General features: G+C 57.2%; 19 protein-coding genes, 1 tRNA gene and 4 pseudogenes. 13 read left to right on the forward strand and 11 right to left on the reverse strand.

Annotation, left to right across the window (positions count from 1 at the left end; translation table 11 throughout):
* Positions 1-107: 107 nt before the first annotated feature.
* Positions 108-2,171, reverse strand: a complete 2,064-nt coding sequence (locus tag AFK24_RS11180; RefSeq protein WP_065833296.1) for a methyl-accepting chemotaxis protein — start codon at positions 2,169-2,171, stop codon at positions 108-110.
* A 312-nt stretch (positions 2,172-2,483) separates the two neighbouring features.
* Between AFK24_RS11180 and AFK24_RS11185 the strand changes: the two genes are divergently transcribed.
* Together AFK24_RS11185 and AFK24_RS11190 are read left to right on the forward strand one after the other, a co-directional pair.
* A complete protein-coding gene (locus tag AFK24_RS11185; protein ID WP_065833297.1) occupies positions 2,484-3,593 on the forward strand; it encodes a J domain-containing protein in 1,110 nt (369 codons plus the stop codon).
* Positions 3,594-3,714: 121 nt separating this feature from the next.
* Positions 3,715-3,791, forward strand: a tRNA-Met gene (locus AFK24_RS11190).
* A 110-nt stretch (positions 3,792-3,901) separates the two neighbouring features.
* On the opposite strand, the pseudogene tnpC reads toward AFK24_RS11190, so the two are convergent.
* The 3 genes and pseudogenes from tnpC to tnpA all read right to left on the reverse strand — a co-directional run.
* A pseudogene (tnpC, locus tag AFK24_RS11195) lies at positions 3,902-4,816 on the reverse strand (IS66 family transposase); the annotation flags it as partial.
* Between the two features lie 37 nt (positions 4,817-4,853).
* Complete coding sequence (tnpB, locus tag AFK24_RS11200; protein ID WP_065833298.1) at positions 4,854-5,198, reverse strand: IS66 family insertion sequence element accessory protein TnpB; 345 nt, start codon at positions 5,196-5,198, stop codon at positions 4,854-4,856.
* Positions 5,195-5,584, reverse strand: coding sequence for an IS66-like element accessory protein TnpA (gene tnpA, locus AFK24_RS11205; RefSeq protein ID WP_240500376.1), 390 nt, complete (start codon positions 5,582-5,584; stop codon positions 5,195-5,197). Before tnpA ends, tnpB begins: the two co-directional genes overlap by 4 nt.
* A gap of 69 nt (positions 5,585-5,653) precedes the next feature.
* On the opposite strand from tnpA, the pseudogene adhP reads away from it, so the two are divergent.
* Positions 5,654-5,854 (forward strand): annotated as a pseudogene (gene adhP / locus AFK24_RS11210) (alcohol dehydrogenase AdhP); the annotation flags it as partial.
* Positions 5,855-6,046: 192 nt separating this feature from the next.
* On the opposite strand, the gene AFK24_RS11215 reads toward adhP, so the two are convergent.
* The 5 genes from AFK24_RS11215 to AFK24_RS11235 all read right to left on the reverse strand — a co-directional run bounded on the left by AFK24_RS11215 (position 6,047) and on the right by AFK24_RS11235 (position 13,719).
* Positions 6,047-8,527, reverse strand: coding sequence for an ATP-binding protein (locus AFK24_RS11215; RefSeq protein WP_080482128.1), 2,481 nt, complete (start codon positions 8,525-8,527; stop codon positions 6,047-6,049).
* A complete protein-coding gene (locus tag AFK24_RS11220; protein ID WP_065833301.1) occupies positions 8,524-9,276 on the reverse strand; it encodes a response regulator transcription factor in 753 nt (250 codons plus the stop codon). The genes AFK24_RS11215 and AFK24_RS11220 overlap by 4 nt, the downstream gene beginning before the upstream one ends.
* Positions 9,277-9,413: 137 nt before the next feature.
* Complete coding sequence (gene aspT, locus AFK24_RS11225; protein ID WP_065833302.1) at positions 9,414-11,105, reverse strand: aspartate-alanine antiporter; 1,692 nt, start codon at positions 11,103-11,105, stop codon at positions 9,414-9,416.
* A gap of 68 nt (positions 11,106-11,173) precedes the next feature.
* Positions 11,174-12,823 (reverse strand): NAD-dependent malic enzyme, encoded by a 1,650-nt coding sequence (locus AFK24_RS11230; RefSeq protein WP_065833303.1) that lies wholly within the window; start codon positions 12,821-12,823, stop codon positions 11,174-11,176.
* A gap of 374 nt (positions 12,824-13,197) precedes the next feature.
* Positions 13,198-13,719, reverse strand: a complete 522-nt coding sequence (locus tag AFK24_RS11235; RefSeq protein ID WP_430962153.1) for a transporter suffix domain-containing protein — start codon at positions 13,717-13,719, stop codon at positions 13,198-13,200.
* A 191-nt stretch (positions 13,720-13,910) separates the two neighbouring features.
* Between AFK24_RS11235 and AFK24_RS11240 the strand changes: the two genes are divergently transcribed.
* The 6 genes from AFK24_RS11240 (at position 13,911) to AFK24_RS11265 (ending at position 21,719) form a co-directional block, all read left to right on the forward strand.
* The gene (locus tag AFK24_RS11240) at positions 13,911-15,467 is read left to right on the forward strand and encodes an efflux transporter outer membrane subunit (RefSeq protein WP_065833305.1); all 1,557 of its coding nucleotides are present in this window, start codon (positions 13,911-13,913) and stop codon (positions 15,465-15,467) included.
* Positions 15,460-16,599, forward strand: coding sequence for an HlyD family secretion protein (locus AFK24_RS11245; RefSeq protein WP_065833306.1), 1,140 nt, complete (start codon positions 15,460-15,462; stop codon positions 16,597-16,599). The genes AFK24_RS11240 and AFK24_RS11245 overlap by 8 nt, the downstream gene beginning before the upstream one ends.
* Complete coding sequence (locus AFK24_RS11250; protein WP_065833307.1) at positions 16,589-17,626, forward strand: DUF2955 domain-containing protein; 1,038 nt, start codon at positions 16,589-16,591, stop codon at positions 17,624-17,626. Before AFK24_RS11245 ends, AFK24_RS11250 begins: the two co-directional genes overlap by 11 nt.
* A 51-nt stretch (positions 17,627-17,677) precedes the next feature.
* On the forward strand, positions 17,678-18,196 hold the full coding sequence (locus AFK24_RS11255) for a TonB-dependent receptor domain-containing protein (protein ID WP_430962155.1): 519 nt from the start codon (positions 17,678-17,680) through the stop codon (positions 18,194-18,196).
* A gap of 540 nt (positions 18,197-18,736) precedes the next feature.
* A complete protein-coding gene (locus AFK24_RS11260) occupies positions 18,737-21,022 on the forward strand; it encodes a hybrid sensor histidine kinase/response regulator (RefSeq protein ID WP_240500377.1) in 2,286 nt (761 codons plus the stop codon).
* 481 nt (positions 21,023-21,503) lie between these two features.
* Complete coding sequence (locus tag AFK24_RS11265; RefSeq protein WP_065833309.1) at positions 21,504-21,719, forward strand: DUF6434 domain-containing protein; 216 nt, start codon at positions 21,504-21,506, stop codon at positions 21,717-21,719.
* Here the strand turns inward: AFK24_RS11265 and AFK24_RS11270 are convergent.
* A complete protein-coding gene (locus tag AFK24_RS11270) occupies positions 21,716-22,348 on the reverse strand; it encodes a LysR substrate-binding domain-containing protein (protein ID WP_430962156.1) in 633 nt (210 codons plus the stop codon). The two genes, AFK24_RS11265 and AFK24_RS11270, sit on opposite strands and share 4 nt — an antisense overlap.
* Here AFK24_RS11270 and AFK24_RS32035 point away from each other — a divergent pair.
* A pseudogene (locus tag AFK24_RS32035) lies at positions 22,259-22,468 on the forward strand (hypothetical protein); the annotation flags it as partial. The gene AFK24_RS11270 and the pseudogene AFK24_RS32035 overlap by 90 nt on opposite strands.
* Here the strand turns inward: AFK24_RS32035 and AFK24_RS32040 are convergent.
* Positions 22,442-22,618: pseudogene (locus tag AFK24_RS32040) on the reverse strand (LysR family transcriptional regulator); the annotation flags it as partial. The pseudogenes AFK24_RS32035 and AFK24_RS32040 overlap by 27 nt on opposite strands.
* A gap of 107 nt (positions 22,619-22,725) precedes the next feature.
* On the opposite strand from AFK24_RS32040, the gene AFK24_RS11275 reads away from it, so the two are divergent.
* The 3 genes from AFK24_RS11275 (at position 22,726) to AFK24_RS11285 (ending at position 26,467) form a co-directional block, all read left to right on the forward strand.
* Entirely contained in the window at positions 22,726-24,123 is a 1,398-nt protein-coding gene (locus tag AFK24_RS11275) for an MFS transporter (RefSeq protein ID WP_065833311.1), read from the forward strand.
* Positions 24,120-25,394 (forward strand): glucarate dehydratase family protein, encoded by a 1,275-nt coding sequence (locus tag AFK24_RS11280; RefSeq protein WP_065833312.1) that lies wholly within the window; start codon positions 24,120-24,122, stop codon positions 25,392-25,394. Before AFK24_RS11275 ends, AFK24_RS11280 begins: the two co-directional genes overlap by 4 nt.
* Positions 25,395-25,681: 287 nt before the next feature.
* On the forward strand, positions 25,682-26,467 hold the full coding sequence (locus tag AFK24_RS11285) for a sulfite exporter TauE/SafE family protein (protein ID WP_065833313.1): 786 nt from the start codon (positions 25,682-25,684) through the stop codon (positions 26,465-26,467).
* Positions 26,468-26,477 lie beyond the last annotated feature (10 nt).

Genomic DNA, 26,477 nt, shown 5'->3' on the forward strand with positions numbered 1-26,477 from the left:
TTCGCGGGCAAGCCTCGCTCCAACGAATTACACCTTGTTGGCGAGCGGCGTACCTGATACACCGCTTCGCCAACACGTTGGCGCCTACCCAATCATCCGGTTGGGCATCAATCCAGACGGAACCGAGCCGTGTTGTCGCTCAATGCACGACTGCCTCTGCTCAAGGTATCCGCCGCCTGATTCACCGCACGCGCGCCATCGAGCAAACGCCCCGCCGCCTGATCGACTTGCTGGATATTGCCGCTGACTTCATCGGCCGTACTGGCCTGCTCTTCCACTGCCGTGGAAATTTGCGCGAGGGTGTCGGTAACGCCTTGCACCGCACTGGCGATTTCCACCAGACGCTGACCCAGCCCGGTCACCGACTCGGCATCGGTGATGGCTTGGCCGCATGCGGCTTCCATCAGCCCGACTGCCTGGCTCACTGTCGAGCGCAAGCTGTCGACCGTGCTGGCGATTTGCGCGGTGGACGCTTGCGTGCGCTGCGACAGGCTGCGTACTTCATCGGCTACCACCGCAAAACCACGCCCCTGCTCACCGGCCCGCGCCGCCTCGATGGCCGCATTGAGCGCCAGCAAGTTGGTTTGTTCGGCGATGCCGCGAATAGCATCCACCACCGACTGGATCTGCTGGCCTTGCTCACTGACCCGTCCCAACGCAGACGCGGTATCCGTCAGACGCTGATTGAGCTGTTGAATGCTGTCCGTGGTGCGCTGACTGTCGCGGCTGCTCTCCTCGGCAATCTTGCGCGTTTGCCGGGCGCTGTCGGACGCTTGCTCACAGCTTCGCGCCACGCCTTGAGAGGTTGCAGCCAATTGGGTAGCAGCCGCTGCAATCTGACTGATCTGAAGCTGCTGTTCTTCAACTTCATTAAGTGTGCCGCTGGACTGGGCATTCAGGGTCAGGACGGCATGTCCGAGCTGCAAGGTTTCGTGATTGACGCCCAGCAAGCTGGTGCGCAACTGGACCACGGCAACGTTAAGCGCGGTGCTGATCACAGCCAGTTCGTCACGGCCTTCCACTTTGACCTGAACGCACAGGTTGCCATCGCGAAGGGACTCAGCCAGGGTCGTGATGCCGCTGGCACTGCGCCGGATCGACGCTTGCAGACAGGCGAACAGATAAAGCGCGGCCAACAGCAGCAAGCCAAAGCAAATGCCAATGGGGATGAACTGCATGTTGGATTTTTCGCGGTAATACGCCAGGCGCGTATCCAGTGAATCCAGCGAGTGATTGCGTAGCGTGGCCAGATCGCCGAGCAGCGCATCAACACTGCGCTCGAACGCTGGCGGATCGAGTTTGATACTGCCGCCAAAGACACCGTCATCCAGGACTTTCAGTTCCGTGTCCAGGCGTTGCATGGTGGCGTTGTACTCGTCCGCCCAGGTGCGCAACTCCGCAGGCAGCTTGGCCTGCAGCGCCGCACCCGTCTTGAGCATCTGATCGCGGGCATCGCTGATCCGGCCACGCAGCTCGCGCACTTGCAGGCGGCTTTGCAGACTGAACTGGCCGGTTACCACCGACGTTTGCCCGATACTTGCCATGCGCCCGATCCGTTCGATCAGCTCCGGGATCTGCTGCGTCGACATTTGCATCAATAGATAGGTTTCGAGCCACGGGTCGAGGATCAAGCCGCTGTCTGTGGCGATCTGCTCGCGCAACGCCTGAAGATTGCTCAGCGCCGTAGTGAAACGGTCATAGCCATCCGGCCACCAGCCCACCGTACGCAATGAAGCGATGTCCATGCCCGTGACTGAAGCTTGCAACGTTTCATACCGTTTCGCGACATCGGCGTCGGCGTCGGCGCGCTCGGTCTTGAGCGTGGCGCCCAACGATTCAAGCGCCTGCGTTATACGTGGATTCGCCGCATCCATGGCAGACATCGCCGCTTTGGCGGCCGGAGTCGGCTCACGAAGAATGTCGGCGGCCTTCCAGCGAGCAGCGTTATCGCGCTGCCCTGAAAGCTCGCGATCAAGCACATCCAGCGCCAATAACTGGCGAACACCCGAACGTTCGCCCGAAATCAACGCAAGTTTGCTGCGGTAATCCTGCCCGATCATCCACAAACTGCCCACCAGCGGCAGCATGAATAACAGAAACAGAACCTGAAACTTGCGAGCAAAACGGAACCGTCCCAGCAACCGCATTCCCGGTGATAACACACTGTACATGCCCGACTACTCCCCTGGACGCTCTGCAAACACGGCAGCAGCCGTGGCAGTTATCACTGAAATACGCTAACGGCAAAATGCCATGCTATTGATTAAACGGCGATAGTCGCCTGATTTTTTATTATTCGCACCAACGGAAACTGAGCAGGCTGTAGGAAACAACTCTTTGACTAATGGCACAACGTAGCAAGATTCGGACCGTAGGACCGATTATCAGTTTGATGTAGGAAACCTCGTGTTTTTCATCAGCCAGTGCACAAATACATCAATGAAGATTACGCTTTTGGCATTTTAAGCAGGAGGAATAGGAAAATGGCTGGTGATCGCCCGCAACTGAGTGTGACTTCCCAACCCGATGGACCGAAACCTAGTTCCGATCAGAAACGCTTCAACAGCCTTTTAAAGAAGATTCAAACCCACCGAGGCACCCTTGAGGCGTGGAACAGCGCCGAATTGACGTACCGCAAGCTATGGGCGACAGAATTCACGCCAACGTTGGAAAAGCTGCAGGGTTATCAGTTGGAGTTACTGCTCATCCTCGACGCCGCCAGCATGCGAATGAAATTCAACAAAAATGATCTGGGAACACTCGATGGCGTCGTCTGCGAACTGGCTCAGACCCTGATAGATGACGGCCATCCGCAGGCGGCAGAACTGAAAGAGATCTTCACCCGGCACGCTGGAGTTGATTTCGATACTCTTCAAGAAGAAGAGACGGCTCAGTTCAAGACTTTTCTGGAGCGCGAATACGATGTCGAACTCGATGACGACAGCGCAACTACCCCCGAGGAACTGGCCGAGATTTTATTTGCCAAGCTGAGCGATGAGGCGAGTGAGCCTCTCAAACAGTCAGCCCCCTGGAAGAAAACCACGCGCGAAATTCGCCAGGAAGAAGAACTGACCAAAGGCAGCCAGTCAATTCGCGAAATCTACCGCAAGCTTGCCAGCGCACTCCATCCGGATCGGGAAACCGATGATGTCGAGCGCAACCGGAAAACAGCGCTCATGCAACGGGTGAACCATGCCTATGCCGCAAAGGATCTTCTGAGCCTGCTGGAGCTGCAACTCGAGATCGAACAGATCGACAGTGACCACGTCAGCAATCTGCCGCAGGGGCGCATCAAGCATTACAACCGGGTGCTGGCTGAGCAGGTCAAGGAGCTGGAGGAAGAGATCAGCCTGCGCAACATGATATTCAACGAGCAGTTCGAGCTGGAACCATTCGGGACCACCAAACCCGCCGGCGTGCCCCGCAAATGCAACCGAAAACTGGGCGAACTGAAGGAAGATCTTTTCGATCTTGAATACCTGGTAGACGAGCTGAAGCAGGATGCGAAATACATCAAGCCTTGGCTGCGCGCCCATCGCGAGACGCTTGATGAATGGGGAAATCAGGACCTTCTGGACGACATGTTTCGCTAGGTCCGGACAAAATTGCAGGCCGCGGGTTGAAGGCGAAATCCTAACCGCTTGATCATACGCATAAATTTTTCAGAACAACGCTTGACACATATCCGTTATCCACGAATAATGCGCGCCACTTGGCTACATAGCTCAGTTGGTTAGAGCATAGCATTCATAATGCTGGGGTCCGGGGTTCAAGTCCCTGTGTAGCCACCAAGTACCGATCCATAGATGTCTACAGCAGTCTATGAATCACCTCAAGAAGCCCGCCTCGTGCGGGCTTTCTTGTATCTGAGGTTCCACTCGAATCTGCCCCTAGCCTTCCCTGCCGACAGCTGAGCAAAACCAGAATAGCCGTCAGCCTGCAAGATCCCGCTGAAGTACTTGAGATGAGCGCGGGGATGCTGCCCCTTGCGATCCGGCGAGTAGGCAAACCAGACCGCCGCCGCCGGTGTCGTGTCACCGGCAGGTCGGTCGTCGCGCACGTACGTCCACAGGCGAGCTGTTTTGGTTTTGCCGTTGCCCGGCGCGAGCACGCCAATCGGCGTGTCGTCGGCATGGACTTTGTGACCGCTCATGACGTGGCGCTCAAGGGCGTTGATCAGTGGTCGCAGCAACTGACTGCTCTGGCCGACCCAGTCGGCCAGGGTTGAGCGCTCCAGATCCACGCCCTCACGGGCGTAGATCTCGGACTGGCGATACAAGGGAAGATGATCGACAAACTTGGAGACCAGCACATGGGCCAACAACCCCGGGCCTGCAAGGCCTCGGGCTATCGGACGACTCGGCGCCGGCACTTGGGCGATGTGCTCGCAGCAGCGGCAAACCCACTTCGGGCGGACATGGCGAATGACTTTGAAACGTGCCGGAACGTACTCCAGCACTTCGGACACATCCTCACCCAAATGGCGAAGCGTCCCACCGCAGCCAGAACATTGCGACTCGGGCTGATGCACGTGGATTTCGCGAGGCAGGTGTTCAGGTAACGGCTTGCGCCGAGAGACGGTGCGAGTTGGCGGTTCGACTGGAGGCGTTAGTTCAGTCTGGTTGACCTCCAGTTCCTCAAGACTCAGCTGGAGCTGGTCGATCATCGCCTCCAGTTGCTCGGAGCTGCGACCGAACTGCGTGCGACGCAGCTTGGCGATCATCATCTTCAAGCGCTCGATCTCTGCGCGCTGGGCAGCGACCAAAACCTTCAAGGCTTGGAGATCGTTCGGCAGGGAGTCGGTCACGAGAGTCATGACCGAATGTTACTTTGGAGTTTTTCAGCGCGGCAAGTCAGACCGCGAGGACGGGTGCTGTACGAATTGGCCTGCGCCAATCAATGCCTTCCAACAGCATCGACAACTGCGCAGCGGTCAGCGAGACGCTGCCGCTGGTTGCTTGCGGCCAGACAAAGCGTCCTTGTTCCAGCCGCTTGCAAAACAGGCACAAGCCGTCGCCATCCCACCACAACAGCTTGATCCGGTCACCGCGCCGTCCGCGAAAGGCGAAGATCTGACCGGAGAACGGGTCGGCTGCAAGTTGAGTTTGCACCAAGGCCGCCAATCCATCGAAGCCACGGCGCATGTCCGTGACGCCGGCGGCGATCCAGATACGGGTTCCAGCGGGTGGGGCAATCATCGCAATAACTGCTGCAAGACGAATTGCAGCGTCTGCGGATCTGGTGCGCCTGTGATACGCAGCTTGGCTTTTCCTACCTCAACAGCGATCTCGGAATGACACTCTACCTGTTGCTGGACAACTTGCAGCAGATCCATTGGCGCCTCGATCACCTGGACGGGCAAAAGCGTTGCGCTCTGGCTGACAGGGCCGAATAACCCTTCCTGATATTGATGCCGCCAGCGAAAAACCAGGTTGGCATTGACGTCATGTTCGCGAGCGATCAACGACACTGAAGCTCCCGGCTGGAAGGTGGCTTCGACGACTTGGCGTTTAAAGTCCAACGAAAAGTTGGGGCGGCGACCGGCTCGACGGGCTGGGGCAACTGTATCCAAGATAGTGTCCACTAAAAAATGGTGTCCACTATCTTGGCCAATTTGGAGGGCTGTCAGGAGAGGGTGCTCGCCGGACGGTTACGATTGGTGCTAGATGGCATCGAAGTGATAGGGTCGCTGGTCGGAACCCGCCAAGATCTGGTTGAAGCGTTCGAGTTCGCGGCCGATGGGAAGGTGGTACCGAAGGTGACGCCACGCAAGATCGATGAAATCAATGATATTTTCGAAGAAATGCAGCAGGGCAAAATCAAAGGCAGGATGGTGATCGAGTTCTCCAACTGAGTATCGAGTGAATTCGCCATCTCGTAACAACACTAAACCAGGCGCTAGGCGTCCGCCAGCGCCGGGGTAGAATTGCGGACGACGCTGATATCTGCCGAGTATCTGCGGCATAACCGGATATTTTTAATCAGCAGCGAAATCGGTACCCTCAAACGACATCTTAATCTGCCCCGGCTCTCCACTCGGTGCTATCTACCGCTGTGGCTCCAAAGCGACTCGCAAAGCGTTAGCAAGCTCTACTTCCAATAATGGTTTTTGTAAGATTGCCGACACCCCGATCTGCTGAGCCCGTTTTCGAAGACTTTGATCACATGCCCCGCTGTAGAGGATGATGGTTATATCAGGCCGCACTTCACGTATCCGCGCAGCCAATTGGAGCCCGCTTTCTGGTGCCATGTTCTGGTCAGTGATGATCACGTCAAAGCGTTCTGGTTGCGCCATAAAAGCCTGCCAAGCCTTTTGCGGGGTTTGAAAACCAACGGGTTCATAACCCAGCCTTGCTAAAATTTCTTCATTGAGGACGACTAATGCCGGTTCGTCGTCCAAAAGCAAAACGACCTGTCCGCGGCCAGCGCCATCAACCTCTAACACGGCGGGTTCTTCTTGCACCGCTACCCGCAAGTCAGTGGCAGGCAGGTACAACTCGATGCAAGTGCCTTTTTCCACCTCGCTCTGCACATTAAGGGCACCCTGATGGTCGCGCACAATGCTGTCCACCACGGACAGTCCAAGCCCTGTGCCTTGGCCGACCGGTTTGGTCGTAAAAAACGGATCGAACAGGTGCTCCATCACCTCAGTAGTCATGCCCGATCCGCTATCGACAAAGGTGACACAACAGTAGGATTTCGCCTCCAGTACGCCATGGGAGAGGAGTACGGGCTCGTAGAACTGAACATCTGTAAGTGTGATCTTTAGAGTCCCCCGCCCCTCGATGGCTTGCAGGGCATTAGAGCTCAGATTCATCATCACTTGCAGGAGCGCAGGCGCTGAACCAAGCGTACAGGCTTGGGCGAAGGGAACATCCAAGGTGACAACGATGACACTTGCGCGTTGCACCTCGATCATCCTCAAGGCTTCCTCCAACAAGGGCAACAAGGCGACGGGTGTAGTCATGGCTTGGGGCCGCGTACGGCTGAAGGTAATAAGGCTGGCTACTAACTCGCGAGCACGCTGGCTGGCCTGGAGTACTTGCTGCAAATGCTGCTGCGCTAGAGGCTGAGTGGCGAGCATGTTATACGCCTGTTCGCTGTAACCCAGGATCGCCGCGAGGAGGTTGTTGAAATCATGGGCCACACCACTGGCGAATGTACCCAGCGCCTCAAGCTTTCTAGCGTGCTGCAGGCGTGCCTCGAGTCGTAGGCGCTGCTGCTGTTGAGCATGACGTTCACTAATATCCTCCGTGCATACCAGCAACATATCGTCTGTACGCTGATCAGTCGCCATGCGCACAATACTGTGTTCGGCCAAGCAGATACTGCCGTCAGGACGCAAGTATTGGGCTTGCTCGTTAGCGGTATCGCATTGGCGGCTGCGAAGGCACTTTAGGCTCGATTGGACAAGAGCCCGATCTTCGTCGAGGAGAAACGCCTCGATAGTACGCTCATTCAAATGCTCCCAGGAGCGGCCAAGCATGCGCTGATAAGCAGGGTTTGCAGCCAGATAATGCCCGTCCTGCCCAATGAGCGCGATACCCACTTTCGCGCTTTCAAACACCCCCTTCCAAAGCTGCTCGTTAAACTCCAGTCGGGTCTCAGATTGCTTGCGACGCTTCATCTGCCGCTGTAGGCCAATCGCCATACAGACTGTGAGGAAAGCCAGTACCATTGTCCGTAACGCACTTTGAAGTGAGGCGCAACGCCACGGAGCAAGTACCTGACTTTGCATCCGCGACACTCGCACTCTCAACGAAGAACTGGGCGCGCTTTGTTCGGCAGTCAACCGGACAGGGGCCGCCTCCTCGGGTGGGCTATCAGCGCCAACGTCAGTGAAAGAAACAAGCGTATTCCCAGTGCTATCCAGCAGTTGCACCGCCGTCCCCTCGCCCGTCTGGACACGCGCATAAAATGTCTGAAAGTAGAGTGGATCCACTAGGATATAAGCGATCCCGCTGAATTGCTGTCTTTGATCCTCTAGGCGCACTGCCATGACGAAGGTCGGTTTGGCGTCGGCCAGCGAGATAATCGACTTACCTATTAGCGGCTGTTGACGTGGGCGGAGGAGGAGTTCTCGGAAGTAGTCGCGCTGGCTAACATCAATCACTTTCGCTGGGTCCGCTTCAGAGCTGAACCGGCGCTGACCCCATTTATCTGCGATATTAAGCATATGAACCTGCGGCATAGCACTGATCTGCCAACTAAGAAACCGGTTCACCTGTGCTGGATCAAGCCTGCGGAAGCCATATTTAGCGTGCCATGACCGCACATTTCGCAGAACTCCTTCCAACGGCCGCAGCGCATCAGCATTTTGCTCGGCCAGTACAGTTGCCAGACTCTGCATGGATCTTTGATTGTCCTGCAGCGCAACGTTCCGGGCCGAGACGATGTTCCAGATGGTTCCCAGTAGCAGAACAGATACAAGTAATAGTGTTCCACCGACGATAAAGGATGGCTGCCAATATCGGGCGGATCGACCAGAGCGCGCGACCTGCACCGAAGAGATGGACTCTCGATTCATTCAGGCGGGCCCGTAGAGGAGGAGGCAAAGCATTTGACTACCTGCGCATCGAAGCGATAGCCGACGCCGCGCTCCGTTTTGATATAACGCGGATGTGAAGGGTCGCTTTCGATTTTGCGCCGCAGCCTCAGTATCTGGATATCTACTGAGCGGTCAAATACGTCGTCATGCAAATGGCTGGCCTGGACCAGTTGACTACGGGACAGTATGTGCTGTGGCGAGGCCAGAAAAGCAATGAGTAGGTTGAATTCACCGTTTGTCAACTCGATGCGCTCACCATAGGGGGCTTGCAAAAAATGGGAGTTTGTATCCAATGTCCAGCCGTCGAAGCGATAGCCGCTCACCGTCGCTACATTAGCGTGCTCTTGCGTCAGCCGGGCCCTTCGCAACACAGATCGAATTCTGGCCAGCAATTCGCGAGCGTTAAATGGTTTGGTGAGATAGTCATCGGCGCCAAGTTCCAGGCCCATGATGCAGTCAGCATCATCGAGCAAACCGGAAACGATGATCACTGGTGTCGCTGAATGCTCACGAAAACGCCTGAGGATGTGTAGGCCATCCTCGCCCGGCATGCGCAGGTCTAGAAGGATTAGATCCACGCCCTGCTCCTTTAGTATGGCGTTCATGGCTTTGCCACTGGCGGCCAGCGTCACACGCATCTGATTTTCGCTTAGGTAACTGGCTACGAGCCCACGAATGGCGGGGTCATCATCGACCGCCAATATGTGAGGAATCGGTGGAGCATTCATCGTTCTTCCTCAACCATCCCAAAAACGAAAGGCCATAGAGAACATTTCTGTCCAACGTAGCACTGTCCCCCCAGTGACATTACAAGTGTTTCATGGAGAAGAATACTTATACCGTTTCAGATCAATCTTTCAGGTTGTCAGTGAAAAACCATCACAATGACCATTCCCCAGATCGCAAGCAATATCCTCGCCACAGCATAGGAAACCGTGTAGCCCAAGGCAGGAACTTTGCTTTGCGAAGCGCTCTCAAGTGCTCCGAGGGCCGCCGTGGTCGTGCGGGCGCCAGCACAGGCCCCTAGCGTGATTCCCGGATGAAAGCGGAACACATACTTGCCTAGGTAAATACCCAGCAATAATGGCAGCAGTGACACCACGACGCCGCACAAGACCAGCGTTACCCCATAGTCGTGTAACCCACTGATCAAACCGGGCCCGGCATTAATGCCGACAATAGCGATGAAACCATTGAGACCAACATTGTTGAACACCCACAAGGCGGATCCGGGAATACGTCCGAACGTGCGGAATCGACCATGCAGATAGCCGCATATGAGACCCGCAATCAGCACACCCACCGATGAACCGAAGCTCAGGGGGATTCCCCCGACATGTATGGTGATAGCCCCTAGCAAACCACCCACAACAACGGCAATGCACATGATCAACATGTCTGACATCACTACCGGACGATCTGGGTAACCCAAGTGATTGGCGGCAATGGCGACGTCCTGTTTGGACCCCAGCAGAGTCAACACATCGCCATGCGCAATTCGCGAAGTGGGGAACAGTGGAACTTCTACTCCTTCTCGACTTAGCCGACACAAAAATACCCCTCGACCATGGCGATTGCGGTTAGCCTTAAGTAATTCGCCAATGGTTTTGTCTTGGGCCTGCTTACGGGTGATCACTACATCTAGCTGCTCAGTAGGAAAGTCCAGCGCCTTTCCATCATCGATCTCAGGCCCGATATGTTTCTCCAATCCGACCAATGTACCAAGGTGAGCCGCGATAACCAGCACCCCGTCAGCGGGAAGGACCGTGGTACCTTCGCAATCCTGCACCTTGCCGTCATGCTCAAGTCGCCGTACGAAAAGTTGATCCTGACTGAAGTGGTCCTCGAACTGGGCGACTGTCAAGCCCTGTAAAGCGGGATTGGTCAAGCGATAAGCTCTTGCAGATATCTCCCGGTAGGCGGAAGGACCATCCGAAGTCAGCGAACCGCCCGCCATCTGCTGTTCGTATTCCTTACAGACAGCCGGCAAATCAACCTTAAGCAGTTTAGGCCCCAGGGTGGCCAGAAACCAGGCCGCGCCCGCTGTGCCGAACGGATAGGTAACGGCATAAGCCACGGACATCAGGGAAAGCATCTTGGCAGCGGCCACCTGATCCGATGTCGTTCGTGTAATGGCATCGCTGGCGACACCCAGCACCGTTGAGTTGGTATAACCACCCGAAAGTAAACCGGCAGCCAAGCCCGCGTCGTAGCCCAATATCCGCGCCAATACATAGGCACAGGCTAGGCCAGAGCAACAGATAAGCGTTGAGAATGCGACTTGAGGCAAACCATCGCTTTTAAGCGCACGGAAAAATTCCGGGCCTACGCCGTACCCCACAGCGAACAAAAACATCATAAAGAACGTAGACGATAATACCGACGAAATATGGATTTCTGCTTGGCCTATGAGCAAACCAGCTATCAAGGTGCACGTCACCACACCCAAGCTGAAAGCTTTGATCTTCACCTTGCCCAGCCCGAACCCGAGCGCCAGCACGAGATAAACCGCCAGCTCTGGATATTGGCGAAGCGTATCGAAGGGTGAATACGTCATTTACCGCCACTCCTGAACCACATAAAAATGGCGGCAAGACGCTATTGGCGCCCTGTCGCCCATTCTGTTTAGTACTGTGCTTTGTACAGTTGCGACTCAATCCAACCGCGGACATCTGCCGGGCGCTCAACTTCGGCGAGGCCCTGATCGAAAATATATTCTGCAACCCGGGTAGCAGTCGTTATTTCCGATTCGAGGATGTTTTCCTGGCCGGGAAACAGTCGGCCCGTGGCTCGTTCGTTTGGGCCCACCTGATCGGCAACGGCCTGCGCGGCGGCAATGAAGCAACCATCAGTCAAGCGTTTGGTGCGTGTCACAAACGTTGCCAGGCCGATAGCGGGATAGATATAGAAGTTATTGGCCTGGCCAGGGTGGAAGACGCGACCGCTGAAATGGACGTCGTCAAATTGTACGCCGGCGGCGAATAACGCCTGCCCCTCGGACCAGGTATAGGCTTGCTCGGCGGTGCATTCGGCTTTATGGGTAGGGTTAGACAATGCGAAGATAATCGGCCGCTCGTTGTTGCGACTCATGGCTTCAATCACTTGCTGATTGAAAGCCCCGCCATGTGTGCTGACCCCGATCAGGATAGTGGGTTTGAAGGATTCTATAACCTCAAGCAAGCTGCTATTAGACTTCCCTGGATGGGCGTAGGGCTTCTGTTCTTTGCTCAAATCGGTACGGGAAGGCTCCAGCAACCCCTTGATATCGATCATTGATATCCTGGATTGCGCTTGTTCTTCACTCAGACCAATGCTGCACATTTGCGCACAAATCAACGAAGAGATACCCAGCGCAGCAGACCCCGCCCCGAGGAACAAAATGCGCTGATCCACCAATTGAGTTTGATTGATCTGCAATCCTGTGGTGATGCCAGCTAATGCAATGCTGGCAGTCCCCTGAATATCGTCGTTGTAACACAGTATTTTGTCCCGATACCGCTCAAGCATGCGCAAAGCGTCGATGCCTTTCCAATCCTCGAAGTGGATACAGCAGTCTGGAAACACTTCTTGAACCGCGTCAACGAACTCCTCTGTCAGTTCGTCCAGTTCCTGTTCGCTTGGCACCCGTTCACGCAAGCCCAGATAGAATGGATCGGCACGTAGCACTTCGTTGTTGGTACCAATATCGAATAGTACCGGCAATAAGCAATCAGGAGGTACAGCCGCACAGCCGGTGTACAACTGGAGCTTTCCGATAGGGATGCCCATCCCGTTTGCGCCGATATCGCCCAAGCCCAATATCCGCCCGCCCGTGGAAATGCAAATAAACCGGATGTCCTTTTCGGGCCAAGCCCGAAGTACGTCAGCCATGCGGCCTTTCATGTGGCGATTGATGTACATACCACGTGTCCGGCGGTAGATATGTCCAAATTGTAGGCAGGCATCGGCAACGGTGGGGTCATAGAGAATGGGCACGAAACGGGCGGGATCGGACATTATGACTTTGAAGAATAGCGTCTCATTGCGATCAAGCAGGCCGGTTAGGTAAATATAGCTTTCCAGGTCGTCGGTCTTAGTTTCCAGATGTTGCAAGACGCGCTCCACCTGCCGCTCAATAGTCTCTACCGCAGGAGGAAGCAAGCCATCAAGACCGTAGGCTTCGCGCTCGGTAGGGGTGAAGGCTGTGCCTTTATTGTACCGAGCGCTATTGAGAAGCGCGGCACCACGCAGCCCCCCCATTTCAGGTTGTTTGGCTTCATCAGTTGAACGTTTCATCGCATACCTCACGCACTAAATTTGAGTGCGAGCATGAGGAGCGATGATTTCGAGATCGTTACGATTTCCGTCGTTTTGATTACAGATGTAACGAAACTCTTCAATTCACTAACATCGCCGGCTGGAGACCGAACCCCCAACCCTGCCACGAGGGAATGCCGTCACACGAAAGCTTGTATGCCTACCTGTATGCCAGGCGATCTAGATCAGTAAAAATTTTATAAATTACATATAGTTATACTTTTGGTTCAAATGACTGTGTATTCGGAAGCCTGTAGACCAATCAAGAAGCCCGCCTCGTGCGGGCTTTCTTGTGTCTGGCTGTATGGTTTTATCACTGCCCGGTCACCACCTCGCCTCCTGCTCACCCCAATTCAGCCCGCAACCTCATTCACGACACGCGCGGTCCGGATAAATAACGCGCGCACTTTGTCCCAGAAATTCCCGCCCAGGACGAAGAAGCTGCCGATAAACATTGCGTCCCCCAGTGCCTGGGCCTGCCAGAGGTTAGGCCGCAGTCCTGGCCAGATGGTGTCGATATAGGGTTCGAGAAATGCAGCGATGAGCGGCAAGCAGAACATGACTACGCCGATCTTGTGACGAGTCGGACCTACTTCGAGGTCGACAGAGGGGGCCAGATTTGAGACATAGCCGAACACGCTGCGCTTCAATTGCTGGAATCCGGACTTGCCCATGATCGCAATGACAAGAATCAGCAGGACCTTGTTACTGATGAACAGGATGCCAGTCAGGGCTGCGATCCTTGAACCAGGCACGCCGACCGCCGCCATGATCGGAACTGTTATCCAGGAACCTGCCATCACACAGATAATTGCGATGCCTGCCTTGAAGCGCCAACCGGCAGAGTGAGGCGCGACACTGTCTTTGGTGTTCATTGTCATCGTCCCTTTTTTATTGATTTTCAGCTGCTCGTACGACCCTCCGAATAGCGTAGCAGGGACTACGCTAAAACGACCAAGCTTGGTTGAGGCGAGCAGGTCCGGGTAGTTTCAGGTCGTGATGGCATCAATCAGGTCTCCATCCGATCGGCCACGCTTCAGTGACCTTCGTTGAAGGAAAGCACTTGATGCACCCAGGCATAGCCACGCTGATTCCGCTGGGCCAGCTTCTTCTCTTGGGGATCTTCAGCCTCGCAGGCTGCATGCGCGTGGGACCGGAGTTCCAGCCTCCGGGCGAAGCCTGGGTCGAGCGCTGGACAAGTCCGGCGCTTGAGCAATCCAGCCAACGCGGGACAGCCCCGGACGTGCGCCAATGGTGGAAAATTTTCGACGACCCGGTTCTCGACCGGCTGATCGCCGAATCCGATGCACACAACGCCAACCTGAAAATCGCCGGGTTACGCGTGATGCAGGCGCGCGCCCAACTGGGCATCGCGCAAAGCGCCCGCTACCCGCAAGTGCAGCAGGCCAGTGCCGACGCCTTGTACTTCAATCGCAGGCAATCGGGCGGGAGCAATCCGCAAGACAGCCATTTCTGGCAATACAGCGCTGGCTTTGACGTCGGCTGGGAGCTGGATTTCTGGGGACGTTTCAGTCGCGCCATCGAATCGTCCGATGCCGCCTGGTTCGCGGCGCAAGCCAACTATGAGGACGCGCTGGTGTTACTGCGCGCTCAAGTCGCTTCCACTTACTTTGCTGTGCGTACGACCGAGGCGCGATTACGTGTGGCTCGGGAAAACGCCGAGCAGCAAAAACGCAACTTCGAGATAACGCAACGCCTGTTCAACAGCGGCCAAACTGCCGAGCTGGATCTCCAGCAGGCCCGCACCCAATACCTCGGAACGCTGAGCATCATCCCCAGCCTTGAAGACCAGGTGCAACGGACCCGCAACGCATTGATGGGGCTGGTTGGGCGACCTCCCGGCGCCTTTTCGGAGCTGGCGAGCAATGAAGGGCTGATTCCACTGGTCAACCGGGCCGTGCTGCAGGAAGTACCGGCCATGCTGCTGACCCGCCGCCCCGACGTTCGCGCCGCCGAGCTGGATGTCGCCTCCCAGTCCGCACTGATCGGCGTGGCGCAAAGCGACTTCTACCCGTCGTTGACGTTGCTCGGCAGCATCGTATGGTCGACTGATTCACTCAGTGGCACGTCTCGAAGCCTGGACAGCGTGGGTGGCCCGAGTCTGCGCTGGAACCTGTTCGACCACGGCCGAATCAGCAATAACGTTCGGGTTCAGGATGCACGATTGCAGCAGTTGATCGAGGTCTATCGCGAAAAGGTGCGTCAGGCTGCCCGTGAGGCAGACGATGCGGCCTATGGCCTGATCAAATCCTTGCAGCGCGAACAAATCCTGCAGCAAGCCCAGATGGCGGCCAGACGCTCGCTGGTCCTGGCGAGTACGCAGTATCGCGAAGGTTATTCCGACTTTCAGCGGGTGCTGGATGCGCAGCGGGCCTTGCTCGATCAACAGGACAATTACCTGCTTGCCCGCAGCGATGCCGTCAACAATCTCATCGATCTGTACAAAGCCTTGGGGGGCGGTTGGTACAGCGCCCAGCCTACAGTCGATCCGGCCACCCGCAGGGTTATGCAGGAACGCTCCGACTGGGGCGGACTCATGGATGAGCCCGCGGTTGCAGCGCCTGCCCTTCGCCAACCCGACACGGTGAACGAACATGAGTGAAGTCGCCCCGCCCTCGCCTGATGCGCCCGCTGCCAAAGCACCGCCACCAGCGGCTGATCCGACCAAAAAAGGCATCAAATGGGTGCTCTTGCTGATCGTCCTGAGCCTGGGATGGTATTTGTTGGCGGACCGCTTCACGCCCTACACGCAACAGGCGCGAGTCGGTGCGTTTGTTGTTCCGGTGGCCGCAGAAGTCGCGGGTCGCGTTATCCAGGTGAACGTGCGCAACAATCAGGACATCAAAATCGGCGACATACTCTTCGAGGTGGACCCGCAGCCCTATCAGATTGCGGTAGACCGCGCCGTAGCCGACCTTGAATCCACGCGTCGGCAAATCGGCGCGAGCAGCGCGGGAATTGTCTCTGCGCAAGCTTCCCTGCGCGCGGCGCAAGCGAACGAACTCAAGGCACGGCAGGACAATCAGCGTCTTGAAGGCCTGTATCGGCAGGATCGCGGAACCATATCGGTACGTCTGCTGGAAGTGTCCCGCGCCAGCCTCGAACAGGCGGTCAGCCAGGTGGCCGCTGCCCGCGCCGAGGTTCAGCGGGCCCGCGAACAGGAAGGCGGCAACGACGAGGTCAACGCCACTTTGCGCAGTGCCGCCACGGCGCTGTCCAAGGCCCAGCTGGATCTGGCCAATACCAGCGTTCGCGCGCGCTCCTCGGGACTGATCACCGATTTGCGCACTGACGTCGGACAATTTGCCGCCGCCGGTACACCGGTGATGACCCTGATCGCCATTCATGATGTGTGGATCAGCGCGGACATGACCGAGAACAACCTCGGCCTGATCAAGCCCGAGACGCCGGTGGCGATCATTCTGGATGCGCTACCCGGCGAGGTGTTTGCCGGACGCGTGCGCAGCATCGGCTTCGGCGTGAGCGTGGGGCAACCGCCGGCGCCCGGGACCTTGCCCAGCATTCAGAACAGCCGCGACTGGTTGCGTCCGGCGCAACGCTTTCCTGTGATCATCGAGTTTTCCGCTGCATCGAAGACCCGATTGCAAGACAGCGGCGCGATCCGCGCCGGAGGACAAGCCGAAATAATGGCGTTTCCCGTTCAGGGTAATCCACTGAACCTGCTGGGCCGTTTGTTCGTGGCAATGATGAGCTGGCTCTCCTATGCCTATTGAGCGCAGGCCTATTGAGCGCGGACCACGCGATCAGCGCGCCCTGCGCCTGGCGACCGGCACGGCGCTGTGTCTGGCGGCCAGTTTCGGCCTGGGATTACCGATTCCTTTCGTGGCTCCGGTACTGGCCTTGCTGCTTTTGTCCACGCTTGCTCGCCCGCTGACGTTCAAGGCGGGCGTGGCACTCGCGCTGGCCGCGTTGCTGACCACGGGTTTGGGTCTGGTGCTGATCCCGATCCTGCGTTATTACCCGCTCAGCGGCGTACTGCTGGTCAGCGCTGGTCTGTTCCTGGCATTCCGCCTTGGGCTGCGTGGCGGCAACAACCTGATCGTCACATTTCTGATCATCGGTCTGACCATGATCTCCTCGGCGGGGATCGCCAGTTTTGCCTTGGCGGCGATGGTCATTGAGGCGTTGGTCAAAGGCTTGATCCTCGCCGTGGTGGTGGTTGCCGTCAGTCACTGGCTGTTTCCCGAAACCGTGGATGCAGCCGCGCCGCCCGCTGCCCGAACCTTGCCTGCCACGCAAGTCGGTCAAATGGCATTGCGCGCCACCCTCATTGTCCTGCCGACATTTCTGCTCGCGCTGCACGATCCGGCCAGCTATTTGCCGATCATCCTCAAGGCCGTGAGCCTTGGCCAACAGACCTCCATGATCACCGCCCGCAATGCCGGTCGCGAGTTGATCGGCTCGACATTGCTCGGCGGTCTGCTGGCGATCCTGTTCTGGTGCGCCCTCAGTCTGTTTGTTCATCTATGGATGTTTTTTCTGTGGATGCTGCTGTTTGGCCTGGTGCTGGCGCGCAAGCTGTATGCCTTGATCCCGACGCGACTGACTCCGGGATTCTGGCTCAACAGCATGATCACGCTGATCATCCTGTTAGGCCAATCGGTTCAGGACAGCGCCGCAGGCAAGGACGTATACACAGCGTTTGCAGTGCGCATGGGCCTTTTCATCATCCTGACGCTGTATGCCTGGCTGATGGCGAACCTTCTGGACCAGCGCAATGCGTTGCCGCTGGCCCGCTGACGCCAGCCACTAACCAGCCGACAAACCTTAAAATCCCGCGTCTGAAAAAAGATCTCAACTGCAACTAACTACCGCCCGTCCTTCCCGGCCCGGAGCTGCTACGGCGCAGCCGGCAAGGTCCGTAGTCGTGGTATCGACACCGAGTTGAGCGGCGCATTGACGCCAAACTGGCAGTTCTCCGCTTCTTATACCTATGTGCTGAGCCAGTACGTTAAAGACGCCACCGAGAGCAACGAAGGCAAACTGTTCGCGCCAAACCAGCCCAAGCATTTGTTCAAGGCTGCCACCCACTACAACCTGCAAGGCGAGCTGAGCAAGGTTCGTGTCGGTGCCGACCTGTTCGCGCAGAGCAAAACCTTCAACCGCGTGGGTAACGGCACCGCTGACCAGGACGCTTACGGCATTGTCGGCCTGATGGCAGGCTACAAGTTCGACGAGCATTGGGACGGCCGCGTCAACTTCAACAACGTGCTCAACACTCGCTACTGGCAGGGCATCCCGAATGAAAGCGGGACTGGCCAGTACGGCGATCCGCGTAACCTGATGTTCTCGTTGAAATGGTCGCTCTGACACTTCAAGGCTAACTGTGTAATACAGCCAGCGATATAACGTCAGGCATCGGCAGTGTTCACTGTCCGGTGCTTGATGTTGACTGACCGAACACACTCTATCGCCCCGCTTCGTAAATACCTGCACGCCCTCCCCGATGCCAACCTGCAACTTGAATTGAACAGAGATGTATGAAGTTGAATACTTATTTCTGTTTAGCGCGTTATATCCGCCTGGCCTTCAAACTTTTCTCGATAAAATATCCAATTTATTGCTGCCGGCAGTGTCACATCATCAGATGATTGCACCTTCCGAAAAGGGCAATAAAACCCGCCGTTCAGGCGGTTCCACCTGGCTCTGAATGTTCGACGCATTCTGATCAATGGAGTGCAGGGTGCGCCTGATGAACCGAACGATGAGTTTTATCCTGTGAATACACTTACAACCCTGCTGCCAGGCGGCGGCGAAGCCGGTGAGGCGATTCGCGCCCATGACTGGTCGACATCCAGCTTCGGGCCGTTGGCGACATGGCCGCTCGCATTGCGTCATGCGCTGGGTTTGATGCTCAACTCGCCCGACAGCCTGTATCTGGTCTGGGGCACGGAACTGCGCTTCTTCTTCAATGACGCCTATCGCCCGGTTCTCGGCAGTCGCGAATGCGACGCCATGGGCCAACCCGTCGCGACGCTCTGGGGCGAAGTCTGGGAGCAAGTCCGCCCCTTGGTGGTAAAAGCTTTGGGTGGATCCGCCTGCCGCATTGAAAACCATCCAGTCGTCATGCAGCGCTCAGGCGCCGATGAGCAGACGTGGTGGACGTTGTCGTTCTCGCCGATCTATGGCGACACAGGTTCGGTCGATGGCGTGTTGTGCCAGCCTATCGAAACCACCGAAATGATTCACTCCGCTGCTTTATTGCGCTCAAGCGAGGAATTCAACAGGCGAGTGCTGGCCAGCAGCACGGACTGCATCAAGGTGCTGGACCTCGACGGCCGATTGACCTGGATGAGCGAAGGCGGACAGCACGTCATGGAAGTCAGTGACTTCAATGCCATCAGGGGCTGCCCATGGCCGGACTTCTGGCAAGACCAGGGACATCACGACGCAAATACAGCCGTTGCCCTGGCCAAATCGGGACGCGATGGCTTTTTCCAGGGTCAGGCTTCGACCATGACCGGTACTGTCAAATGGTGGGACGTACGTGTCAGCCCGATACTGGGCAGCGACGGCCTGCCGGAAAAACTGCTCTGCGTGTCCCGGGACATCACCGACGCCAAGCAGGCCGAAGCCGCGTTGCTTGATCTGAATGAAACCCTGGAGCAACGGGTCACCGATCGTACACGCGAGCTTGACCGCCTCTGGCGCCTGTCCGCCGACATCATGCTGGTGGCGCGAATTGATGGTTTGATCCTTGCGGTGAACCCGGCCTGGACCAGGCTGTTAGGGTGGACCGAAGAGGAATTGCTCGGCCGCGAATTCATGGATTTAGTGCATCCCCATGACGTCGCAGACACCCGATCAGCTATCGTTGAATTGGCCAACGGCATCAGCATTCCCAACTTCATCAATCGCTACCAGCATAAGGACGGCTCGTGGCGCTGGCTGTCCTGGACTGCGGTGCCTGATCAATCCTGTATCCATGCCGTCGGCCGCGACATCCAGGCCGAGCGGGAGGCAACTGAAGCATTGCGCCTGTCCGAAGAAGCCTTGCGCCAATCCCAGAAGCTTGAGGCCGTCGGCCTGCTCACCGGCGGTGTCGCTCACGACTTCAATAACCTGCTGACGGTGATCAAGTCGTCTACTGATTTACTCAAACGGCCCAATGTTCAGGAAGACCGCCGCATTCGCTACGTTGATGCGATTTCTTCGACCGTAGACCGGGCTGCCAAACTCACCGGCCAACTGCTGGCGTTCGCTCGTCGACAGGCACTAAAACCGGAAATATTCGACGTCTGCCAGAACATCCACTCCATCGGCGACATGCTGGATTCGTTCACCGGGACGCGGGTCAAAGTGATTATCGATGTCCCGGATCACCCGTGCTTCATCAAGGCCGATACCGGCCAGTTCGATAACGCGCTGGTCAACATGGCGGTCAACGCCCGTGACGCCATGCAAGGCGAAGGCACGCTGACCATCCGGGTCCGGCCGGTCACTGAACTGCCCGCCGCCCGCTCGCACCCACGACGCATCGAAGACTTCATCCGTATCGACCTGACCGACACCGGCAAAGGCATCAACTCCGATGACATCGAGCACATCTTCGAACCGTTCTTCACCACCAAGGGCGTCGGCCATGGCACCGGGCTCGGGTTGTCGCAGGTATTTGGTTTTGCCAAGCAATCGGAAGGCGACATCCTGGTCCAGAGTCAGCTCGGCAGCGGCACTCAGTTCTCGTTGTACCTGCCGCGCTGCACCACGCAGCCCAGCATCAACGAACTGCAAGCCTCGCAGATTTCACTGGATGACATCACCAACCTGAGCGTTCTGGTGGTCGAGGACAACGACGACGTCGGCGATTTCGCCACCCAGACGCTTATTGAACTGGGCTTCCGCGCCTACCGCGCAGCCAATGGCCACGACGCACTGGCCGAGCTGAGCCGAAATGCTGCTACCTATGACGTGATTTTTTCCGACGTCATGATGCCCGGCATCACCGGCCTGGAACTGGCCCGCGAGGTCGAGCATCTTTATCCGACCCTGCCAGTGGTGCTGACCACCGGATACAGCGAAGTATTCGTCCAGGAAGGCGTGGAGGATTTCCGGCTGCTGCCCAAGCCGTACTCGATTGAAGCAATGTCCAACGTGCTGCGCGAAGCGGTGCTGGAGAGTCGCAAGGCGACGCAATAACCAACCTGATCAGCAGGAGCAAGCCTGTTCGCGAAGCGCCGTACCTGATACCCATAAGGCGAGTACATTCCGCAGGACTGGCGGGCTCTTATTGGAACGCGTCCGTTGGAGCGAGGCTTGCCCGCGAAGAACGATAACGCGGTCGGTCTGATCCACCGAGGCGTCTGATTCGCGAACAAGTTCGCTCCCACCCAGACTGTGTGAAAACGTCACGAGCGATGACAAGACAAGGNAAAACAGGCGAAAAAGCGGAGTCTAGGTGTTCTAAATGAGCATTTTTCGCCTGTTTTTAACGCAGTATTGTCGAGCGCAGTAGTTTTCACACAGTCTGCACCGGATGGCGCGGGGTTTAAAGTAGGAGCCAACTTGTTAGCGAGGCGTCGGACCTACGCGCATTTTGGGTGAAGAACACAGTTGCCCCAGTGGTCATGTCGCACGTCAACCAATCCAGCCATTACAACAACCAAAACGGAATTCAGAAATGACCCTTAACTGGCACAGCGATCCCATCACCCGTACCACCGAAATCGACAAGCACTACAAGAACACCCAGAACGTGCGTCGTTTTCTGACGGAGCAGTGCGGGGACGGGTTCAAGTTCGACCGGCCATTCATGGCCTGGATCAATGATGGTCGCCCAAAAACCATGGGCGATGTGGCGGACGAGTGGCAGCGTCGGCATTCAGGCAACGCTTAGGCCGCCCCGCCCGCGTTCACTGCGCCGCGAATTGCATCCAGCAGCATGGTGAACGCAGGGTTGTCGTTGTCAGAACGCCAGATCAAATGCAGCTCGCTTTGCACGCCCTCGCCCAGATCGATCTCGCGAAAGGTCACGCCTTTGAACACCACGCTGGCGGCGCAGCGCGGTACCAGGGCCAGGCCCATACCGGCGTTGACCAGCGCCAGAATCGTCAACGACGAACCCAGCCATTGCACATACTGCGGCGCCACGCGCGCCGAACGAAACATGCCGGTGAGCAGCTCGTTGAACGGCGGATAAGCCGCGTGGGAGTACATCAGAAACGGTTCACCATCCAGATCGGTCACCGCGACCGTCGCTGACGTCGCCAAACGATGCGTGCTGGGCACGGCGAGCAGGAACGGTTCGCGCACCAGGCACTCGGTGGCGAAACCCGGTTGCAGCAACGGCGAGCGAACGATGCCTAGATCAATGCGTCGCGCGCGCATGGCTTCGTGCTGTTGATAGGTGTTCATCTCCTCCAGGGAGATTTTCACGTGAGGTTGTTTGAGTCGCGCCTCGGCGATCACCTTGGGGAGGAATTCGTATACAGCGCTGCCCACGAAGCTGATGGTCACCGAGCCAATATCCCCTTCCGCGAAGCGCTTGGCCGCTGCCGCCGCCTGCTGCGCACGTTCCAGCAGATTCTGAGCTTCGATGAAAAACGCCCGACCCGCGGCGGTCAGCGCCACGCTGCGGGTACTGCGGGTAAACAGCGCGACGCCCAGGTGATGTTCCAGCAGCTGAATCTGCCGGCTCAGCGGCGGCTGAGTCATGTTCAAGCGTTCAGCGGCGCGGCGAAAGTTGAGTTCCGTGGCCACGGTAGTGAAACAGCGCAACTGGGCAAGTTCGAACATTGATTCAATCCGGGTATCAATCAAGTGCCAATCTAGATTAGACCGGAACAAAGACTGCGTCCATCATCGACTCGTCCCCAAAAAAATAATGATCGGGAGTCGCCCCAGTGAACAAAGTCCAAACACCGACGGACGCCACACCGCTTGCCCGGGCTGCTGCCAAGGTCAAGCGTCACGTATTGCCGCTGTTCGTCATCATGTTCATCGTCAACTACATCGACCGGGTGAACATCGGCTTCGTGCGCAGCCATATGGAAACCGACCTGGGCATTGGCGCTGCCGCCTACGGCCTGGGCGCCGGGCTGTTCTTCGTCGGCTACGCGATATTCGAAGTGCCTTCCAATATGTTGCTGCAACGCTACGGCGCCCGCGCCTGGCTAACGCGCATCATGTTCACCTGGGGCGCCGCGGCCATGGCCATGGCTTTCGTCCAGGGCGAGACCAGTTTCTATGTACTGCGTTTTATTCTCGGCGCGGCTGAAGCAGGCTTTTTCCCCGGCATCATTTATTACTTCACCCAATGGCTGCCAGGTGCAGATCGCGGTAAAGCCATGGCAGTGTTTCTCAGCGGCTCGGCCATTGCGTCAGTAATTTCCGGACCGGTGTCAGGCGCGCTGCTCAACGTCAACGGGCTGAATCTACATGGCTGGCAGTGGATGTTCCTCATCGAAGGCTTCGCTTCAATCGCCCTCTGCGGCTTTGTCTGGTTCTGGTTGCAGTCGCATCCCAGCGAAGCGAAATGGCTCAGCGACGAAGAGAAGTCCGCGCTGATTGGCGCCATCGCCGAGGAACAGCGGGCTCGTGAAGCGACTCAGACCGTCAAGCCATCGATGTTCAAGTTACTCGCCGACAAGCAGATCGCGCTGTTCTGCTTCATCTATTTTTCCATCGCCCTGACCATCTATGGCGCCACGTTCTGGCTGCCAAGCATGATCAAGAAAATGGGCAATCTGGGCGACTTCCAGGTTGGCCTGTTTAACTCGATCCCGTGGATCATCTCGATCATTGCGATGTACGGCTTCGCGGCAATGGCCGGCAAATGGAAATACCAGCAAGCCTGGGTCGCTTTGACGCTGGTGATCGCTGCGTTCGGTATGTTCATGTCCACCACCGGCGGGCCGATCTTCGCCTTCGTTGCGATCTGCTTCGCCGCCATTGGCTTCAAAGCGGCATCAGCGTTGTTCTGGCCGATCCCTCAGGGTTATCTGGATGCGCGAATCGCTGCGGCCGTGATCGCCTTGATCAACTCGATCGGCAACCTCGGCGGCTTTGTTGCACCAACGGCATTCGGCTTCCTGGAACAGACCACCGGTTCCATCGAAGGCGGCTTGTACGGCCTGGCAATTACCTCGCTGGTCGCCGCCGTGGTGATCTTCTTTGCCCGCACCACGCCCCGTGGCGATACGCCCAGCGTGCTGACCGGCAAGCCGGTTGAAGTCCCCGTTTCGAAAACCTCCGTAAATCGCCAAGCCTTGAAATCTGGCCCATCGGGAGCTGCCTCTTGAAAATCAAACGAGTCACCGTCACGCCAATCGCCTTCCGCGATCCGCCGCTGCTCAACGCCAGCGGTATCCACGAACCCTTTGCCCTGCGCTCGATCATCGAGATCGAAAGCGACAATGGCTATATCGGGCTGGGCGAAAGTTATGGCGATGCTCCAGCGCTGTTGATCCAGCAGCAATTGCAGAACCAGCTGATCGGCCTCGACCCGTTCAATCTCAACCAACTGCGCACCATCGTCCAGGCCACGGTTGCCGCCAACAAACCGGCGAGCATCGCCGGCGCGGAACTGGCACCCGGTTCCCACGCCAGCAAAGCGGTAAGCAATGCTTACTCGGCGTTTGAAGTGGCGTTCCTCGACTTGCAGGCGCATTACCTCAACGTGCCATTGGTGGATCTGCTGGGCGGCGCGATACGCGATGAGATTCCGTTCAGCGCCTACCTGTTTTTCAAATACGCCGAACACGTCGACTCGCCCTACAAGCCAGATAGCTGGGGCGAGGCGCTGAACGAGGAACAGATCGTCGCCCAGGCGCGGCGCATGATCGAGGCTTACGGCTTCAAGAGCATCAAACTCAAGGCTGGCACGCTGCCGCCGGAACATGAAGTGTCGTGCATCAAGGCGCTGAAAAAAGCCTTCCCCGGTTTCCCGCTGCGCATTGACCCGAACGGCAACTGGTCGCTGGAAACTTCGATTCGCATGGCCGAACTGCTGGGCGATGACTTGCAGTATTACGAAGACCCGACACCGGGCCTGGAAGGCATGTCCGAACTGCACAAACGCACCGGCCTGCCGCTGGCGACCAATATGGTGGTCACCGACTTCGACGAATTCCGCCGCAGCGTGGCGCTGAACAGCGTGCAGATCGTGTTGGCAGACCACCATTATTGGGGCGGTCTGCGCGACACTCAGGCGCTGGCGAAAATGTGCGACACCTTCGGTCTCGGCGTGTCCATGCATTCCAACTCGCACCTGGGCATCAGCCTGATGGCCATGGCCCACGTCGCGGCCTCGGTGCCGAACCTCGATTACGCTTGCGACACGCACTATCCGTGGCAGGAACCCGAAGAAGAAGTGATCAAGGGCGGCAAGCTGCCGATTGTCGACGGCTGCGTGAAAATCACCCGCGCGCCGGGGCTGGGCCTTGAACTGGATCGCGATCAGCTAGGCAAGCTGCACGATCAATTCCTCACCTGCGGCATTCGCCAGCGCGATGACGTGAAGCAAATGCAGCGTTACAAGTCGGACTGGAAAGCCGTCAAACCACGCTTCTGATAAACCCTTTTTGTTGGGCCCGGCATGTCCCCTGTGCCGGGCTTTTTTTTGTCTGGCATTTTGTTGAATTCGCTGGAGCGAGGCTTGCCCGCGAATCGATTGTTCATTCGACATCTTCATCGCCTGAACTACACCTTCGCGGGCAAGCCTCGCTCCAACGGATTCGCATATTCGATAACTCTAAAAGGCATAAATATAGATCGCATCGATATAAGACGTTATAAGAAACATCGTTATGCTGCCGCCAGAATTTTCTGGCACTCGCGATTCAGTCGTAGGAAGCAGTAATGGATTTTGGTGGTTTGGGGTTAGTGGTCGCAGGCTTGGTGGTTGGATTCATCGTCGGCATGACTGGCGTGGGTGGCGGTTCCTTGATGACTCCGATTCTGCTGTGGTTCGGCATCAATCCTGCCACGGCCGTGGGCACCGATCTGCTGTATGCGGCGATTACCAAATCCGGCGGCGTGTGGGTCCACCGCAAAAACCACAACATCGACTGGTCCATTACCGGCTGGCTGACGTTGGGCAGTGTCCCGGCGGTGTTGCTGACGTTGTGGTTCCTGAGCACGTTGCATACCTCCCCGGACGCCATGAATGCCGTTATCAAACAGGCTTTGGGCGTCGTTCTGCTGCTCACCGCGCTGGCCGTATTCTTCAAGAAACGGCTATTGGCTTTTGCGCACAATCGCGCAGGCGGCCACTACAACCCAAGCGGTCCAAGCCTCAATGCATTGACGGTACTGACCGGTTTGATCCTCGGCACCATGGTCGCACTGACCTCCATCGGTGCTGGCGCCCTGGGTACCGTGGCGTTGTTTATCCTCTACCCTTTCCTGCCCACCCGACGCCTGGTCGGTACCGAAATCGCCCACGCGGTACCGCTGACGCTGGTCGCAGGCCTGGGTCACGCCAGCATGGGCAACATGGATTGGGGCATCCTCGGTTATTTGCTGATGGGATCGCTGCCGGGGATTTACATCGGCAGTCACTTGTCCGGCAAGGTTTCTGACGACGTCCTGCGTCCTTGCCTGGCAACGATGCTGGCGTTCATCGGTTACAAGCTGGTTTTTTGACTGGCTGGCG

Origin of the sequence: Pseudomonas syringae, from assembly GCF_001698815.1 — a bacterium.
In the GTDB taxonomy this organism is placed as follows: domain Bacteria; phylum Pseudomonadota; class Gammaproteobacteria; order Pseudomonadales; family Pseudomonadaceae; genus Aquipseudomonas; species Aquipseudomonas syringae_A.

Coding starts and splice junctions, on each gene's coding strand:
- AFK24_RS11180 (WP_065833296.1), bottom strand. CDS start 2,171: ATGTACAGTGTGTTATCACCGGGAATGCGGTTGCTGGGACGGTTCCGT.
- AFK24_RS11185 (WP_065833297.1), top strand. CDS start 2,484: ATGGCTGGTGATCGCCCGCAACTGAGTGTGACTTCCCAACCCGATGGA.
- tnpB (WP_065833298.1), bottom strand. CDS start 5,198: ATGATTGCCCCACCCGCTGGAACCCGTATCTGGATCGCCGCCGGCGTC.
- AFK24_RS11215 (WP_080482128.1), bottom strand. CDS start 8,527: ATGAATCGAGAGTCCATCTCTTCGGTGCAGGTCGCGCGCTCTGGTCGA.
- AFK24_RS11220 (WP_065833301.1), bottom strand. CDS start 9,276: ATGAATGCTCCACCGATTCCTCACATATTGGCGGTCGATGATGACCCC.
- aspT (WP_065833302.1), bottom strand. CDS start 11,105: ATGACGTATTCACCCTTCGATACGCTTCGCCAATATCCAGAGCTGGCG.
- AFK24_RS11230 (WP_065833303.1), bottom strand. CDS start 12,823: ATGAAACGTTCAACTGATGAAGCCAAACAACCTGAAATGGGGGGGCTG.
- AFK24_RS11235 (WP_430962153.1), bottom strand. CDS start 13,719: ATGAACACCAAAGACAGTGTCGCGCCTCACTCTGCCGGTTGGCGCTTC.
- AFK24_RS11240 (WP_065833305.1), top strand. CDS start 13,911: ATGCACCCAGGCATAGCCACGCTGATTCCGCTGGGCCAGCTTCTTCTC.
- AFK24_RS11245 (WP_065833306.1), top strand. CDS start 15,460: ATGAGTGAAGTCGCCCCGCCCTCGCCTGATGCGCCCGCTGCCAAAGCA.
- AFK24_RS11250 (WP_065833307.1), top strand. CDS start 16,589: ATGCCTATTGAGCGCAGGCCTATTGAGCGCGGACCACGCGATCAGCGC.
- AFK24_RS11260 (WP_240500377.1), top strand. CDS start 18,737: ATGCTCAACTCGCCCGACAGCCTGTATCTGGTCTGGGGCACGGAACTG.
- AFK24_RS11265 (WP_065833309.1), top strand. CDS start 21,504: ATGACCCTTAACTGGCACAGCGATCCCATCACCCGTACCACCGAAATC.
- AFK24_RS11285 (WP_065833313.1), top strand. CDS start 25,682: ATGGATTTTGGTGGTTTGGGGTTAGTGGTCGCAGGCTTGGTGGTTGGA.